The organism is Grimontia sp. NTOU-MAR1 (assembly GCF_035758505.1).
In the GTDB taxonomy this organism is placed as follows: Bacteria; Pseudomonadota; Gammaproteobacteria; order Enterobacterales; family Vibrionaceae; genus Enterovibrio; species Enterovibrio marinus.
The window spans coordinates 306,248-320,393 of sequence record NZ_CP142108.1 but is presented as its reverse complement, the minus strand read 5'-3'; the positions used below and the strand labels follow the sequence as shown (position 1 = coordinate 320,393).

General features: G+C 47.6%; 14 protein-coding genes. 5 read left to right on the top strand and 9 right to left on the bottom strand.

Features of this window, described 5'->3' with window-relative positions; translation table 11 throughout:
• Window positions 1-56: 56 nt before the first annotated feature.
• Together sigZ and VP504_RS01460 are read right to left on the bottom strand one after the other, a co-directional pair.
• Window positions 57-608: an RNA polymerase sigma factor SigZ gene (gene sigZ / locus VP504_RS01465; RefSeq protein ID WP_325892600.1), complete on the bottom strand. Its 552-nt coding sequence runs from the start codon at window positions 606-608 to the stop codon at window positions 57-59.
• Window positions 609-689: 81 nt separating this feature from the next.
• A complete protein-coding gene (locus VP504_RS01460) occupies window positions 690-1,385 on the bottom strand; it encodes a glutathione S-transferase family protein (RefSeq protein WP_062709320.1) in 696 nt (231 codons plus the stop codon).
• Between the two features lie 187 nt (window positions 1,386-1,572).
• On the opposite strand from VP504_RS01460, the gene VP504_RS01455 reads away from it, so the two are divergent.
• Window positions 1,573-1,764 carry a hypothetical protein gene (locus VP504_RS01455; RefSeq protein ID WP_062709323.1) on the top strand — a complete coding sequence of 64 codons (192 nt, stop codon included), beginning with the start codon at window positions 1,573-1,575 and terminating at the stop codon, window positions 1,762-1,764.
• A gap of 41 nt (window positions 1,765-1,805) precedes the next feature.
• On the opposite strand, the gene VP504_RS01450 is transcribed toward VP504_RS01455, so the two are convergent.
• The 6 genes from VP504_RS01450 to VP504_RS01425 all read right to left on the bottom strand — a co-directional run bounded on the left by VP504_RS01450 (window position 1,806) and on the right by VP504_RS01425 (window position 7,634).
• The gene (locus tag VP504_RS01450; RefSeq protein WP_231870044.1) at window positions 1,806-2,198 is read right to left on the bottom strand and encodes a hypothetical protein; all 393 of its coding nucleotides are present in this window, start codon (window positions 2,196-2,198) and stop codon (window positions 1,806-1,808) included.
• Window positions 2,199-2,431: 233 nt separating this feature from the next.
• Window positions 2,432-3,277, bottom strand: coding sequence for a citryl-CoA lyase (locus VP504_RS01445; protein WP_062709326.1), 846 nt, complete (start codon window positions 3,275-3,277; stop codon window positions 2,432-2,434).
• Window positions 3,274-4,476: a CaiB/BaiF CoA transferase family protein gene (locus VP504_RS01440; RefSeq protein WP_325892598.1), complete on the bottom strand. Its 1,203-nt coding sequence runs from the start codon at window positions 4,474-4,476 to the stop codon at window positions 3,274-3,276. Before VP504_RS01440 ends, VP504_RS01445 begins: the two co-directional genes overlap by 4 nt.
• Window positions 4,477-4,487: 11 nt before the next feature.
• Entirely contained in the window at window positions 4,488-6,041 is a 1,554-nt protein-coding gene (locus VP504_RS01435; RefSeq protein ID WP_062709333.1) for a tripartite tricarboxylate transporter permease, read from the bottom strand.
• A 4-nt stretch (window positions 6,042-6,045) separates the two neighbouring features.
• Entirely contained in the window at window positions 6,046-6,519 is a 474-nt protein-coding gene (locus VP504_RS01430; protein ID WP_325892596.1) for a tripartite tricarboxylate transporter TctB family protein, read from the bottom strand.
• Between the two features lie 131 nt (window positions 6,520-6,650).
• On the bottom strand, window positions 6,651-7,634 hold the full coding sequence (locus VP504_RS01425; protein ID WP_325892595.1) for a tripartite tricarboxylate transporter substrate binding protein: 984 nt from the start codon (window positions 7,632-7,634) through the stop codon (window positions 6,651-6,653).
• Between the two features lie 308 nt (window positions 7,635-7,942).
• Here VP504_RS01425 and VP504_RS01420 point away from each other — a divergent pair, with 308 nt between their 5' ends.
• The 4 genes from VP504_RS01420 to VP504_RS01405 all read left to right on the top strand — a co-directional run bounded on the left by VP504_RS01420 (window position 7,943) and on the right by VP504_RS01405 (window position 12,792).
• Window positions 7,943-9,604: a sensor histidine kinase gene (locus VP504_RS01420; RefSeq protein WP_325892593.1), complete on the top strand. Its 1,662-nt coding sequence runs from the start codon at window positions 7,943-7,945 to the stop codon at window positions 9,602-9,604.
• Between the two features lie 253 nt (window positions 9,605-9,857).
• Window positions 9,858-10,565: a response regulator gene (locus VP504_RS01415; protein WP_325892592.1), complete on the top strand. Its 708-nt coding sequence runs from the start codon at window positions 9,858-9,860 to the stop codon at window positions 10,563-10,565.
• A gap of 182 nt (window positions 10,566-10,747) precedes the next feature.
• Window positions 10,748-11,644, top strand: coding sequence for a DNA-3-methyladenine glycosylase family protein (locus VP504_RS01410; RefSeq protein WP_325892590.1), 897 nt, complete (start codon window positions 10,748-10,750; stop codon window positions 11,642-11,644).
• A gap of 128 nt (window positions 11,645-11,772) precedes the next feature.
• Entirely contained in the window at window positions 11,773-12,792 is a 1,020-nt protein-coding gene (locus VP504_RS01405) for a Preprotein translocase subunit SecY (protein WP_325892589.1), read from the top strand.
• A gap of 60 nt (window positions 12,793-12,852) precedes the next feature.
• Here the strand turns inward: VP504_RS01405 and VP504_RS01400 are convergent, their stop codons facing one another.
• Window positions 12,853-14,100: a hypothetical protein gene (locus VP504_RS01400; protein ID WP_325892588.1), complete on the bottom strand. Its 1,248-nt coding sequence runs from the start codon at window positions 14,098-14,100 to the stop codon at window positions 12,853-12,855.
• Window positions 14,101-14,146: the final 46 nt, after the last annotated feature.

The following is a 14,146-nucleotide window of genomic DNA, read 5'->3' as shown; positions in this document are numbered from 1 at the left end:
AGAGGGTTGAACGTTAAACGCCACTCAACTCCCAAATCAGTTATTTCTCCGAGGCGCTAACACTTTGAACAATTGCCATCCCGACGTTCGTACTCCTGCAGATTGCCTTGGCTGTCCAACGAGAACTTGCAGCACTGATTGAATAAGCCCATCAAGTTCTGCCGACTTTTCTTTAACCGCGACTTTAACGTTGAATAATTAATATCGTGAGTTTCCGCGTAATCTTTCTGGCTTACGCCGTCTATCTCAATCGCCTTTAGCAATTCAGCCTCACTCTCAGACAAACCATGTAAAAATGGGAGAATACATTTGGTAAGATCTTGGACAACAGAAGGCGACTCTTCATCCAGCCAGAGTTCGTTACCGACCTCATCACTATCATTGCTGTCGAACCTTTTTCTCCGATAGAAATCGATGATGGCATTGTTCGCTATCTGAAACAGCCAAGGCTTTAACTTACTGCGCTCATGCAATGAAGGCAGGCTGGTATACGTCTTCACCAGTATGTCCTGCAGCAAATCCTCCGCATCGTCCGGATTGCTGACTTTGCTACGAATAAAGGCTTTAAGACTTGTCTGATACTCAGACCAAATAGCTTCTATTGTCATTGCTCACTCTTAAATAAACGGAAATTGACTGATGGAATGTCTCCCACCAGCCAAGTGTATTTCTTTTTAAAGTTAAATCGCTTAACCGCAGCAGCTTGACGATCCGCACTGACTAGCCGCCACATCTTTACCTTCACCAAGATAGGTGTTTTTAAGGTAGAAATCGCTGAATCGTTCAACAAAGTCCGATGATACTGACTTCACGGCATAACCTGTTTCTAAAACAGCGTGCTGCCATGCCTGCATCTTTGGCAGACCACATAGGAAGTCATATCCGGCCTTTTCTTTAATAATCGCAGCGCGATGCAAGAGCGGTAACCAAGCAACATCAACTTTGCCTAGCGTGTTTGAGTCAAAGAATCGCGTGTCACCTGTCAGTTGCTTCTCAGCTTTCTGGAAAACCAATTGTAACTTACTTGCCCTTTCATCAAAGGTCGCTTTATCTTTGCTGCTCATGGTGCCGCACTGCATCAGGTAGTGTTTGGTACCCAGATAGCTCCATGCGCGCTGCACCGCTTTATCTTCGTTACTCAACTTGTCTTGCAAAGGTCCGAATTCATCTTCGATGTATTCAACGATGGCATCAGACTCGAACAAAGCCACACCACTATCGGTGATAAGCAAAGGAACCTGTCCATTTGGGGAGATTTCCAAAAACCAGCCAGGTTTATCCTTTAGGCTGATATATTCAATCTCATAGGGGATTTCCTTAGCTTCCAGCAACGCAGTTACACGTTGAACGAAAGGGCAGATTTTAAAACTAACTACTTTAATCATCAGAATGCTTCTTCTATTAGGGACTTTACCTATAAGACGAAGCTGAAAAGAAAAAGACGAAGATTTCGCAAAACTTTTTTAAAGTCTCTATTTGTTATCAGATTAAAGAAGTGACTTCGTTACTCTCTTTTAACAAACTTTGCTAAAATGCTCTTACTATAAAACCCAAATATATAAATGGAGTTTCATGTCTCAAGCCTTGCCTAAAAATCGCACTGAATGGCTGATTTTCTTTCGTCGTGCAAAATCTATCGACACATTGGATTTGATGCTGGATGGTGCGTTAAAAAAACTAAAAACGCCTGCAGAACAGGCTGATGCAATCCTTGGCCACGAGGCCAGACTGGATGAACTAGAAGGGATTCGTAAAGCGATTTAAGAAAGAAGGCACAATGGTTTTCATTATGCCTTTTAATGTGTTTAGGCTGATTGATTAAATTTTTCAGACTCTTCTGGCTCTAAAGGTTTGACTGGCGCAGGTTCAGTTTGTTCAGGTTCAAGCATTTCTTCGGCTTTCTTTTCTGCTTCCTCGACCAGTTCGCTGCCTTTCTCTTTGCCTTTATTCCACAGCTCAGAGCTTTTTTCTTTCGCGCTGTCCCAGAGGTCACTGCTTCCTTCTTCAGCACCGTTCAGTAATTCTTCGCTTTTTTCCTTGGTGGCGTCCCAAGCGCTTTTACCTGCTTCTTTGGCTGAGCCCCAAGCTTCACTTGCCGATTCTTTTGCTTTATCCCAGCTGCTTTCTTCTTCCGCACTTGCCGCGAAAGGCAATACAAGCAATAACGACAGCACCAGCGTTTTTAATGGATTCATCATGATCTCCCTTGATGATTGCTTAGCATTTCAGTCTATACCCGCTGCTAAGCCAGTATATTAAAGACAACCTGAATCGAGTTACAAGTCACCCTAACAAATATATAAAACAGTGTTCAATATTTAGAGAAAGAAAAACCGCCTTTAAATGTGCGTAAAGGTGGTGAAGGTTTGACAAGGAGAATGTCAAATTATCAGGTTCAGTTGCCCACACTAGGGTCTGGAGATCACAAGGGTTAGTCTTTATTTTTCATGTCCCGTTTGGGGTGGCCATCATATGTCCAGAGAAGATCACGTGGGATCGGGCCTTTGTTGCGGCCACCTTGCTGAGTTTGTTCCCAGGCATGTGCCAAAATTCCTACTGATCGGGAAAGACAAAATAACCCTCTGGCCAACTCGGCGGGTATACCTAATTCGCCATAGATAACCGCTGTCGCACCATCTATGTTCATTGGTATCGCTTTGCCTTTTTCTTTCAGAAGTTGTTTTTCCACCTGTAAAGCGATGGAATGAAAACGCCCTTCAACGATGCCATCAGCTTTAGCTTCAGCAACCAGTTCCATCAACCTCGGCGCTCTGGGGTCGACAGGATGGAAACGATGCCCAAAACCGGGAATGAACTTGCCATGCAATTCACGTTGTTTTGCCAAACCTTCGATCACAGCTTCTTCTATCGACAAACTTTTAGACACAGCAATTTCATTCACCATCTGGTAGAAGGTCACAGCCTGTTCTCCCGCTCCGCCATGAACATCACCCAGTACATTTACCGCAGATGCCATTGCATTATTCAGCCCAACACCACAGGTTGAAGCCATGCGGGCAATAGCGATACTTGGCGCTTGAGGTCCATGATCTACCGCTGACATCAAGGCTGCATCCAACAACTTGGCCTTTTCCGGTGAAGGTAGTTCACCTTGCGTCATCAACCAGATCATTTGTGTGAAGCTGACGTTACCAATCAAGGATTCAATCGGATAACCGTAGTAGCTGATTTCACCCGGTTTCATGTCAATGATGTCTGTTCGCCACCAGTCTGCCACTGCTTTCTCTGGCCCGGATTCAGGGCGTCGAATACTCATACCACGCCCTTCTCTTTCAGTTGTTCAATATCACTCGCTTTATAACCAAGCTCAGAAAGGATCATATCGCTGTGTTCACTCAAAACAGGTGGTGGCATATCGACTTCGGGTCGCTTTCCATCAACAAGGAAACCTGGGCGAGCGATATGGACATCGCCTTTTGTTCCTTCAACATCCTCAAATACTGCTTCAAATTCGCGTAACTTCACTTGCGGAAGATCCAGCGCTTCCGGCACCGTCATCACCCGACCTGCAGGCACTCCCAATTTGTTCAGGGTATCTTCCCAAAACTCGGCGGGATACGCCGAAAACGCAGCTTCTAGAATCTCGGTGAGTGCCGCACGGTTCTGCAACCTAGCCTGACGTTCGGAGAATCTCGGGTCAATTTTAAGTTCGGGTTGATTGATCGCATCGCAGACAGACTCAAACTGCTCCTGTTTGTTGGCCGCAATGTTGATAAGGCCCGTGGCAGTTTTAAATGCACCTGAAGGACTGGCGGTAAAATTGTCGTTCCCCATAGGTTTGGGGTCTTTGTTGGCAACTAAGTAGTTCGAAACCACCCAGCCCATGGTCGCCATGGTCGATTCCAGCATGGAGACATCAATGAAACAGCCTTCGCCATTTTGTGCACGTCCTGCCAAGGCTGAAGAAATCGCAAAAGCAGCGGTCAAGCCACCAATAGTGTCTGCAATCGGGTAACCGACTCGGTAAGGTGCATTTTCCGGCGCGCCGGTAATCGACATCACACCTGACATTCCCTGTATGATTTGGTCATAAGCGGGAAGGTGCTTCATGGGACCTTCAGCACCGTAGCCTGATATTGCACAGTAGATAAGGTTTGGGTTGACAGCTTTCAGCACTTCATAATCCAACCCCAAGCGTTTCATCACTCCGGGGCGAAAATTTTCCACCAACACATCTGCGGTTTCTACCAGCGATTTCAAAATCGCTTTTCCTTCAGGGTCTTTGAGGTTAAGCGTAATGGAGCGTTTTCCCGTATTTTGCGCCAGAAACGACACACCCATTTTCTTGGCATTGAGGTCAGGATCTGCACCCAATTGTCGGGCGAGATCCCCACTCCCGGGGACCTCGACCTTGATAACATCTGCGCCCATATGTGCCAACTGGTGACAGGCAAAAGGGCCTGCCAACACGTTGGTCAAATCAAGCACACGGAAGCTGGATAAGGTTGTACTCATTTGCTTGTTCCTTATCCGTCACCACGATCAACCTGCACGTTCGGGCGTTGGTTTTTCGACGCGCCTATCCCTGCCTTTTCCAGACCTGTGCGGATCACTGGGAGTAGCAGCACAAATACTGAAATACACATGATGGTGAGTGTCAGCGGACGTTCCCATAAGAAGCTCAAGCTGCCATCAGAGATGATCAGTGAGCGACTAAGGTTGTTTTCCATGATGCCGCCCAGAATAAAGCCGAGAAGCATCGGTGCCATTGGGAAGTCCAAAAGACGCAGGAATATCGCCGCAATAGTGATGATAACCATCATATTGATATCGAAGGTGTTAAAGCTGACCAGATACACACCTGTGATCGAGAAGAACAGAATGAGTGGGATCAGTATTGGCCTTGGGATCACCAACAAACGTGAGATATATGGGATCAGCGGCAAATTCAGGATAAGCAGTACAATGTTGCCAAAGTACATCGAGATGATAACCGACCAGAACACGTCTGGATTATCGACGAACAGACGCGGTCCTGGCTGGATGCCGTAAGCAATCAAAGCGCCGAGCATGATTGCCGTGGTACCTGAACCCGGAATACCCAAGGTAAGCAGCGGAACAAATGAACCCGTCGATGCAGCATTGTTTGCTGACTCTGGTGCTGCAAGGCCTCGCAATGCCCCTTTACCAAACTTCTCTTTCAGGCGTTTCGGTGCAAGGTTACGCTCCAGACCATAGGAGAGGAACGAAGCGATAGTCGCTCCAGCACCCGGAAGCACACCAACGATGAAGCCGAAAATAGAAGAACGGGCAACCGTTGGCGCTACCTCTTTCACTTCTTCTTTTGACAGCTTCATGCTGCCTAGCGCAGCCATATCCATGTCAGGCTCTTCTTCTTTATGCTGTCCTTTCAGCACCGTCATCACCACTTCCGCTAGCGCAAAAGTCGCCATTGCCAAAAGTAAGAAGCTAATACCATCAATCAAGTCGATATTGTTGAACGTAAAGCGCGGCGCACCGGTGATTACATCCGTACCCACGGTCGCAATCATCAGGCCGAATACCGTCATTGCCATAGCCTTCAGCACCTGACCTTTACCGGCAAATGCGGCGACTGCGGTCAAGCCTAAGATCATCAGCGCAAAATAGTCGGCAGACTGGAAACTCAGCGAGACCTTGGCGAGTGCGGGCGCGGCAAACAGCAGAATAATTGCGCCAATCGTACCACCGGTGAAAGAAGAGTAAGCCGCCAACGCCAATGCTTTACCAGCCTGACGTTGTTGCGCCAGCGGATAACCGTCGAATGCCGTCACCACTGTACTTGCACAACCTGGTGCATTAATCAGAATTGAAGACGTGGAGCCGCCAAATACGGCACCATAATAAACGCCAGCCATCAGGATGATGCCAGACGCTGGATCCAGACCATACGTAATCGGGATCATAAGTGCTACTGCCGAAATAGGCCCAAGACCTGGCAGCATGCCGATGAAGGTACCGGCAAAACAGCCGACAACCACCATCATAATGTTAAAAGGCATTGTTGCGGTGCTTAAGCCCGTCGCGATTCCTTCCCACATAGCCTTAACCTCCGAACAACTGGGTAAACGCGCGTCCAGGCGCGAGATAGATATCTAGTAGCTTTGCCAGCACAAACCAGATACCGACGGCAAAAGGTACCGATGCAATGAACAATGTTTTCGGTCGGCGTTCTCCGAGAATCCAGTAACCGACAACCAAAAAGAAAATGGTAGAAAGCAGGAATCCAACCCACTCAAGCGCAAAAGCAAACGCCACAATCAACGCTAACAGCTTTGCCACCAGCACGAAGTCCAACCCTACCAATTGCACTTTGCTGCCAGCATCACGACGACCTGTTACCAACATTAAAATGCCGAGAATGCCACCCATATAGGAAAGTGCGATAGGTAAGGTTTGTGCGTGAAAAGGTTCGTATTCATCGCCTGGGAACATGGGGATTTGGCGGGCGTAGTACCCATATGCCACTGAAAGACAGAGAAATACGAGACCACCGATATGGTCTTTAGTGACAACCATTTGACACTCCTTGAACTGCAATGTAAGACGGTAATGTCCGTCTTGAAAAGCGATAAGGCCTAATCCGTAGGCCTTAGGTCATTCGACCAATTGAATCAGGGCTCGGAGAACCGAGCCCTTTTCGTTGAGGCTTAGCGAAGGAAGCCAAGCTCTTTCATCAGTGCACCTACTTCTTGCTCCTGACCCTCAAGGAAAGTCACGAACTCTTCGCGAGGTTTGAAGATTTCAGTCCAGCCATTGCGGTCGCGAACTTCTGCCCAAGCATCTGTGATGTACATTTTTTCCAGCGTTGCTGCATACTCATCAGCTTGTGCGTCAGACAGGCCTGGCGCACCAAAGAATCCACGCCAGTTAGTGAATTCCGCGTCATAACCCAACTCTTTCAGGGTTGGTACATCATTCGCTGCTGGTGAACGCTCAGGACCAGTCATCGCCAGAATGCGAACTTCACCTGCATTCTTCAGTGCCAGTGCTTCAGAGAAACCGGTCGACAGTACTTGAGTTTCACCTGACAGCATGCCTGCCATCGCTTTACCACCGGCATCATAAGCCACATATTTCACACGTTTTGGGTCACCGCCACCGGCCTTGAATGCCATAGCTGCAACTAAGTGGTCCATACCGCCACGTGAAGAACCGCCCGCAACGGAAACTGAACGCGGGTTTTCTTTGTAGTCTTTCATCAGTTGCTCAAAACTCTGATATTTAGAGCTTGTTGGAACAACAAACGCCGCATAGTCACCAATGGTTGCAGCGATTGGCGTCAGGTCACGAAAAGACTGAGGGAAAACTTTAGAAAGTGAGCGAATAACGATCGGGGTTGAATTCACCATCAGTGTGTTGTCGGCTTGAGCAGCAGTTTCAATCAAGTGCGCAATCGCTTTACCACCGCCTCCACCGGACATGTTTTCATAAGAAACAGTCTCAACCAGACCTGCTTTAGACAGTGCTTCACCGGTACCACGTGCAGTACCATCCCAACCACCACCTGCACCACCAGGGATTAGGAAGTGAACTTCATCTACGGCAGCGTTAGCCAGTCCCGCACTCAGTGCAGATGTGAGCGCCAAAGCTGCAACGATAGAACGTTTTTTGGCGAACAGTTTAGAAATCATAGGTTTTTCCTCGTGTCGTTCCGTCCTTTGGACGAGTTAGATTTTTGCCGAAACTCCGCTCAAAATGGCGTTTAAAGCGCAATGCGCCGTTTCGGGATCTTTGCCCTACTCTTTCAACCTATTTGCCAGCCCAAAATCTGAAAAGCTTCTGGTTTTAATGTTTTTTTAAACTTTAAAAAACATTTTGTTCATATTGTTCACTTGCGTGATAAGGGACAAAGAATCATTATTTCAAGTAGATAGATAATAGCGACTATGTTTAGGCCTCTTTCTCACCCTATTTAGTAAACAAAAGGTTTCTTCTCTGGATGTTTTCACTTCGCGCGCTCAAGCTCAAAACCCGCATGATGCTGATACTCGGCATGATGGCCTTGCTGCAAACTGGATTTATTGGCCTGTTTGCACTTTTCTATCTCTCTCATTCTCTCGACGAACAAATAAGCCAACGCGCCCTAAACGTGGCTAAAACGATTGCAGCCATGCCGGCCGTAGTTGAAGCCGCTGAACAGAGAGACAGTGAATACCTTCAACCACTCGCACTCGACCTTGCAGAGGTGAATGATGCCCGCTTTGTCGTCATCGGTGACCAAAATGGTATCCGGCTCGCCCACCCCTCTTGGAAACGGGTAGGAAAGCCGATGTATGACGATGATGGTGATTACAACGAGCCCGCCCTGCTTTACGGAAAACCCTACATTCAGAAAGCCACTGGCAGTCTGGGGGCAACCGTTCGCGGAAAAGCCCCGATATTTGATTCAAGCAGCGAGTCAGTGGTCGGCATTGTTTCAGTTGGTTTCTTACTCAAATCAGTAGATGACATCATCAACCGCTATATCACGACGCTGTATATCGTTATTGCTGTCAGCTTTTCACTCAGTGTTTTGACCGGCATGTGGTTTGCCAACCATTTCAAAAAAGCTATTTTCGGCTTAGAGCCGGAGCAGATTGGTCGTCTTTTCCAAGAGCGAAACGCCACCCTTGAATCAGTAAGGGAAGGAATTATCGCGGTAAATAATAAAGGCCGTATTACCACTTTTAACCGAGCTGCGGTAGAAACCCTTGGGCTAGATGCCAACACAAAACTTACCGATCGTCCGATCGAGGACGTGCTGCCGGATAGCCGGTTAATGGACGTACTCAAGTCCGGTAAACCCCATTTCGACAAAGAGATTTGGTTACAGGACCGAAACCTCATTGTTAACCGCCTGCCCTTGCTGCAGGACAACGAAATCACAGGTGTGGTATCGAGTTTTCGCCGTAAAGACGAACTCGATGCGGTCAGCAAACAGCTCACTCAAATCCAGCAATATGCTGACACGCTCCGCAGCCAATCCCATGAGTACTCGAATAAGCTCCACACGATTGCAGGGCTTATTCAAATCGGTGCAACTGACGAAGCGTTGGCACTGATCGGCCAAGAAACCCAAAGTCATCAAGCATTGATTCATCTCTTGTTGGAAGCCGTCCCGGACCCCATACTCGCGGGTTGTTTATTAGGGAAGTACAACCGCGCAAAGGAGCTGGGTCTGCGCCTCGAAATTGACCCAGAAAGTTCAATGAAACAGATGCCTGATCACATCCCTCGCGAAGAACTGGTGAGTATTATTGGTAATCTGATCGACAATGCTCTTGAAGCCACGTTAAGCAACAAACGCTTGGAAGTCAGGCTATCCATGACCGATCTCGGCAATGACCTCATATTCGAGATAGAGGACGAAGGGCAAGGTATTCTCGAAGAAGACCATTCCCGTATCTTTCGTAAAGGGGTGACCACTAAAAAAGGCGAAGGCCATGGTTATGGCCTGCATTTGGTGCAAAAGCTTCTGCAAAACCTTGGCGGTACCATTTTGTTAGAGCCCGGAGATACAATGGGCAGCCGGTTTACCGTGTATATACCCAAACAACCTGAAGATACTTGTATTCAGAGGTCACCAATGCGTTCAATTCGAGGCAAATTTCGCGAGGAATAGTGGTTCTATTTCCGTGGAATTTAACGAAGAAGTGGGCGCATTGATGGCCTCCCTTCGGACGAGTTGACTGGCGCAGTGCTCTTTGTTATCCCTTTTTGATGGAGGTGACTACACCTGCAAAGGGACGCCACGATCACAACACCAGTCAATCTCGCTGAATCCTGCATCTTCAGGTCGTTTGGGTATATCCCTAAATCCTTTGAAAATCAGAGCTAAACTATAAGAAAAGTCTACACCGGAGTCAGCAGTACCTATGACACAAAGCATCCGTGTCGTTATCGCAGAAGATGACGTTCAAATCGCAGAGATTCAAAAACGCTTTCTAGAGCGCATTGATGGTGTTGAGCTGGTGGGTATCGCCCATACCCTCGAAGACGCCGAAGATTTGGTGGATGTATTCAAACCGGAACTCTTGCTACTCGATAACCACTTCCCTAAAGGCACTGGCCTGGAGCTCCTGCGAAAACTTCGCGCTAACAACAGTGAAACCGACGTGATTCTTATTACTGCCGCCAAAGAAGTGGATACCCTTCGCGAAGCACTGAGAAGCGGCGTATTTCATTACATACTTAAACCTCTGGTGTTTGAGCGCCTGCAAGATGCCATTCACCAATATGCGGCCCACTTAGAGAAGCTTCATGCGATGGAAGATTTAGTGCAAACGGATGTCGATACCCTTTTGCCACAACGTGCAGTGGCCAATACTGCCGCCCCTCAGGAAATCACCAATTCCAACCAGCGTCTTCCAAAAGGTATTGATGGCATCACGCTGGATAAAATCCGTACTGTGTTTTCTGATTCGGAAGAATCACTCAATGCAGAAGAAGTCGGCACCATGATTGGCGCGAGCCGCACCACGGCAAGACGCTACCTCGAATACATGGTCAGCACCCAGGAATTAGAAGCACAGGTTAACTACGGCAGCGTAGGCCGACCTGAGCGTAGATACATTTCCGCATAACCCTTTGCAGACTAAGAAAACATTCGTGCGCCTGTGATCCCGGTTGAACAATTCAAATGAGTCACATTTAGTTATAGTGCGTTAAAGGCTTATTTATCGCATTCCACTCGCGGATTGCTTAGTCTTGTCATTCGCGCTTTTGCAATAAATATACCCAACACTTCTCAATGGAGTCAGATACTATGAGCCATGCTCCCCTTTCAGTGACAACGTCACTACCTGAGAGCTTTCGACACCAAGATTTTCTGACTTTTCATCGAAGGGACAAAACCGAACTTGCGGAAAAAGTTGACGGCAGTGAGGTGATTAAAGGGATCACTTTACAAGGTGTACCCACCTTGCTTCATCTAACCCTCTCTGACAAAACGGCTAGCTTGAGTATCCACTCAGACAGTAAAACATGTCCAATGACAGAAGAGGAACTCCAGCATCTTCTGAAACACATGCTCGGACTGTGCCAAACCACGGATGAATTTGAATTTGAGTATCGCGCTCACCCTGAACTATCTCGTCTGTTAAACCATTCTGCAGGGCTGAGAATTCCACAAACTGTCACGCCTTTTGAAGCCATTACCTGGGCGATTACGGGGCAGCTTATCAGCGTAGAAGCTGCCGTTTCTATTCGACGCAGATTAATAGAAGCCACTGGTATACAGCACAGCAGTGGCATGTGGTGTTTGCCCGACGAGACGATTCTGGCACGAACAGAGATTGAAACATACCGAAGCTGCGGATACTCAAACAGTAAAGCCACAACGATTCAACGTATCGCTCAAGCCTTGGTAGACGGCAGCCTGTCTCTGTCGTTAGATGCAGACCCCGAAGAGATAGGCAAACAGCTTCTTGCTGTCAAAGGTGTGGGGCCTTGGACGGTCAGCTATACCCTGTTGCGTGGATTCGGCTGGTTGGATGGTTCACTTCATGGCGATGTCGCCGTCCGCAGAAGCCTTCAACAGTTATTAGGGTTGGAAGAAAAGCCAACGGAGAAAGAAACCCAACAATGGCTTGCGTCTTTTTCTCCTTATCGCGCATTGGTCGCTGCACATTTATGGGCGATGGATTCGGACAAGAGCTACTAACCCGCTCACTTCTCTAGCAATTTGATGCATTAGCAGGCACTTGAACATTTTAACGTGCCACAGTTGCGGAACCCTTATGATCATTGCGGTATGCTCCCCGCCCTCGTACCGTGATCAATGACACATTTATGCATTACAAAAACATGTTGGGTTATCGTTACCCTAAAGGGCCGTTTGCCATGATCAGCGTGTACACCTTCACCGGTGCCGCTGTTGTTACCTCTACGGTCTTTTCGCTGCTGCTATTCCTTTCCATTGATGACAACACCATGATGAAGGTGTTGTTTGGTACTCTGGCGATCATTTTCGAAGCGGGAAAATTCTACGCTTGGTACGAATTTGGAGAGCGTCGCGCACACAAAAACTACACAGGTGCAATCACAGCGTTGGTCTTCTACTTAGTGCTGGCTGCCATTTCGATTGGCGGGAGTATTGGCGGCATCAACAGTGCAACCAACAAGGCGCAGGGTGTTATCTCCATTCAGGAAGCTAAAGTCGCAGCCTACGACAGACAAATCGCCGCCATCGAAAAACAAATTGAGCTCAATAACCTCGCCGCTGAGAAGTACATTGAAATGGAACGCATCGCGACAGGCGTTACCCGTATTCAGCAGCAAAACAATAAGCTTCGTGAAGAGCAAATCAAGTTGGCAACTGAACGCGATTCGTTGCCGCCTGTAACGCAAGGCTCTGCGATTGGTTTGATTGACAGCCTAGCCGATGCGTTCAGCGTTTCTCAGCAAGCTGCGCAATTCGGTCTTGTCGTATTCCTTTCTATTTTGCTCGACCTGTTTGCGGCTTTCTTTGTCGGTGTGATTGGTGAAGAGTTGCGTTTCCGACGCTTCTATCAACACCACACTGAAATTGATATCACGCCGGAAGACGTTAGCAAGCCGATTGGCTATCTGGAACATAAACCCGCTTTAAATGAGCCTGTCACCGCGGATGCTGCTTCCGCAGAAGAAGCACTGTCACTTGAAGATAAAGTGAAAAAAGCGGTGCAAGCCGGCGTGATCACTTGCTCTAAGAAAGCCGTTGGTAAACATTTCCTGCTTTCAACGGATGATGTGGACACTTTGTTTGAGCAAATGATGCTTGGTGGCCTCATTGCCAAGAAAGCCAATAATCATTATTACTTGGTGGCTTAAACCGCAATCAATGAAAAAGAGCGCGTAAAGCGCTCTTTTCTTTATTCGATTAATTGGAGTCTAAAGCCCGTCAATGGGTTCCGCACTCACTTCTGTCACACTGCTATCCCCCTTTGGCTTGATGGTATCAATCACCATCTTGAGGTCATCAATCAGCCCTTCGTTTTTGCTGTTTTGCTCTTCCAATGTCGTCACTTGTGCTGTTAGCGATGCTTTTTCCTGCTGCGACATCGACAAATCTGACTGCACTTTATCCAGTTCACTCATCAGCTTCGCGAGTTGAGGATCGACGTCGGGCTTCGACGTGAGAGCGGTATTTAACATCTGGGCCTTTTCTTCCAGCACCAGGGCTTGTTGCTGCATAGGTTGATTGCGAAGATCTAACCCTTCCAGCGCTTGCGCAATGGCATGCAATCGGTTTTCCAGTTCAAGGATCAGTGGTTCAAACTTGCCATTATCAACATTTCTAAACCGCTTTACCTCCTGACCGATATGCTTCACGTGCTCAATTTCAAATTGAACGGCAGCCACAGCATCATTGATGGCATCTATGTCCCGAGGATTCGCATTAACGCTCGCTACCACTTGTTCGAGCGAAGCTTCTGACTTAGTGAAACTGATAGGGGCTACCGACTTAAACCCTTCACGGCGAAGCAAGGTGATCTGGTTTTTCAGTGGCTCAACGTGGGTTTTGAGAACAACGGCAATTTCTAATTTCTTTGCATTTTCAAGGAACACGACTTGCTTGACCTGCGCATCATCAATGTCGTTATCTGAGACATAAGCGAACAACTTCCTGTAATCAGAAGCCAAGCGGTTATAGCGTGATGCATACAACTCATCTGCACCTATCTCTCCAAGATAAGCCATCTCAGCGATCGATTCAGCCAGCAATGAATCTGCAGTCGTTTTGAGTGTTTGCAATCGGTCGTATAGCCCAGCAACTTGTGACAAGCGTTTGTCGAAGTTTTCAGCGTACGTTCCATCAGAGAAGAGTGAATAGTCTTCTGTCGCTTTCGCTGGGTTTGATGCGAAGTCTTCGTAAACATCGACAGCGTCATCCCATGCATCGAACAGATCATCGACCAAGTCATCGTCGTAAAGCCTCAATGACTTGCTTTCCTCCATCTTAGCCAGCCAACTCTCGTAGTCTGCTTTTGATGCTTTGTAGATCTTTAATGTGTTCTGGCTTTCCTGGGTGGGTGTATTGGTTTCAGCTGTAACCTGTCTTGGTTCACTGGTTGATTGACAGGCATTGAGTAAAGATGCAAAGGCGACGGCACAAAAGACCGCATTGAACTTGTTCATCGGCTAATCCCCTAGGTCACTGAATCTGATCTGAATATCAACCAGA

Bases quoted from the DNA above. Each gene is read 5' to 3' on its own strand.
- sigZ (WP_325892600.1), bottom strand. From the start codon at position 608: ATGACAATAGAAGCTATTTGGTCTGAGTATCAGACAAGTCTTAAAGCC.
- VP504_RS01460 (WP_062709320.1), bottom strand. From the start codon at position 1,385: ATGATTAAAGTAGTTAGTTTTAAAATCTGCCCTTTCGTTCAACGTGTA.
- VP504_RS01455 (WP_062709323.1), top strand. From the start codon at position 1,573: ATGTCTCAAGCCTTGCCTAAAAATCGCACTGAATGGCTGATTTTCTTT.
- VP504_RS01450 (WP_231870044.1), bottom strand. From the start codon at position 2,198: ATGATGAATCCATTAAAAACGCTGGTGCTGTCGTTATTGCTTGTATTG.
- VP504_RS01445 (WP_062709326.1), bottom strand. From the start codon at position 3,277: ATGAGTATTCGACGCCCTGAATCCGGGCCAGAGAAAGCAGTGGCAGAC.
- VP504_RS01440 (WP_325892598.1), bottom strand. From the start codon at position 4,476: ATGAGTACAACCTTATCCAGCTTCCGTGTGCTTGATTTGACCAACGTG.
- VP504_RS01435 (WP_062709333.1), bottom strand. From the start codon at position 6,041: ATGTGGGAAGGAATCGCGACGGGCTTAAGCACCGCAACAATGCCTTTT.
- VP504_RS01430 (WP_325892596.1), bottom strand. From the start codon at position 6,519: ATGGTTGTCACTAAAGACCATATCGGTGGTCTCGTATTTCTCTGTCTT.
- VP504_RS01425 (WP_325892595.1), bottom strand. From the start codon at position 7,634: ATGATTTCTAAACTGTTCGCCAAAAAACGTTCTATCGTTGCAGCTTTG.
- VP504_RS01420 (WP_325892593.1), top strand. From the start codon at position 7,943: ATGTTTTCACTTCGCGCGCTCAAGCTCAAAACCCGCATGATGCTGATA.
- VP504_RS01415 (WP_325892592.1), top strand. From the start codon at position 9,858: ATGACACAAAGCATCCGTGTCGTTATCGCAGAAGATGACGTTCAAATC.
- VP504_RS01410 (WP_325892590.1), top strand. From the start codon at position 10,748: ATGAGCCATGCTCCCCTTTCAGTGACAACGTCACTACCTGAGAGCTTT.
- VP504_RS01405 (WP_325892589.1), top strand. From the start codon at position 11,773: ATGCATTACAAAAACATGTTGGGTTATCGTTACCCTAAAGGGCCGTTT.
- VP504_RS01400 (WP_325892588.1), bottom strand. From the start codon at position 14,100: ATGAACAAGTTCAATGCGGTCTTTTGTGCCGTCGCCTTTGCATCTTTA.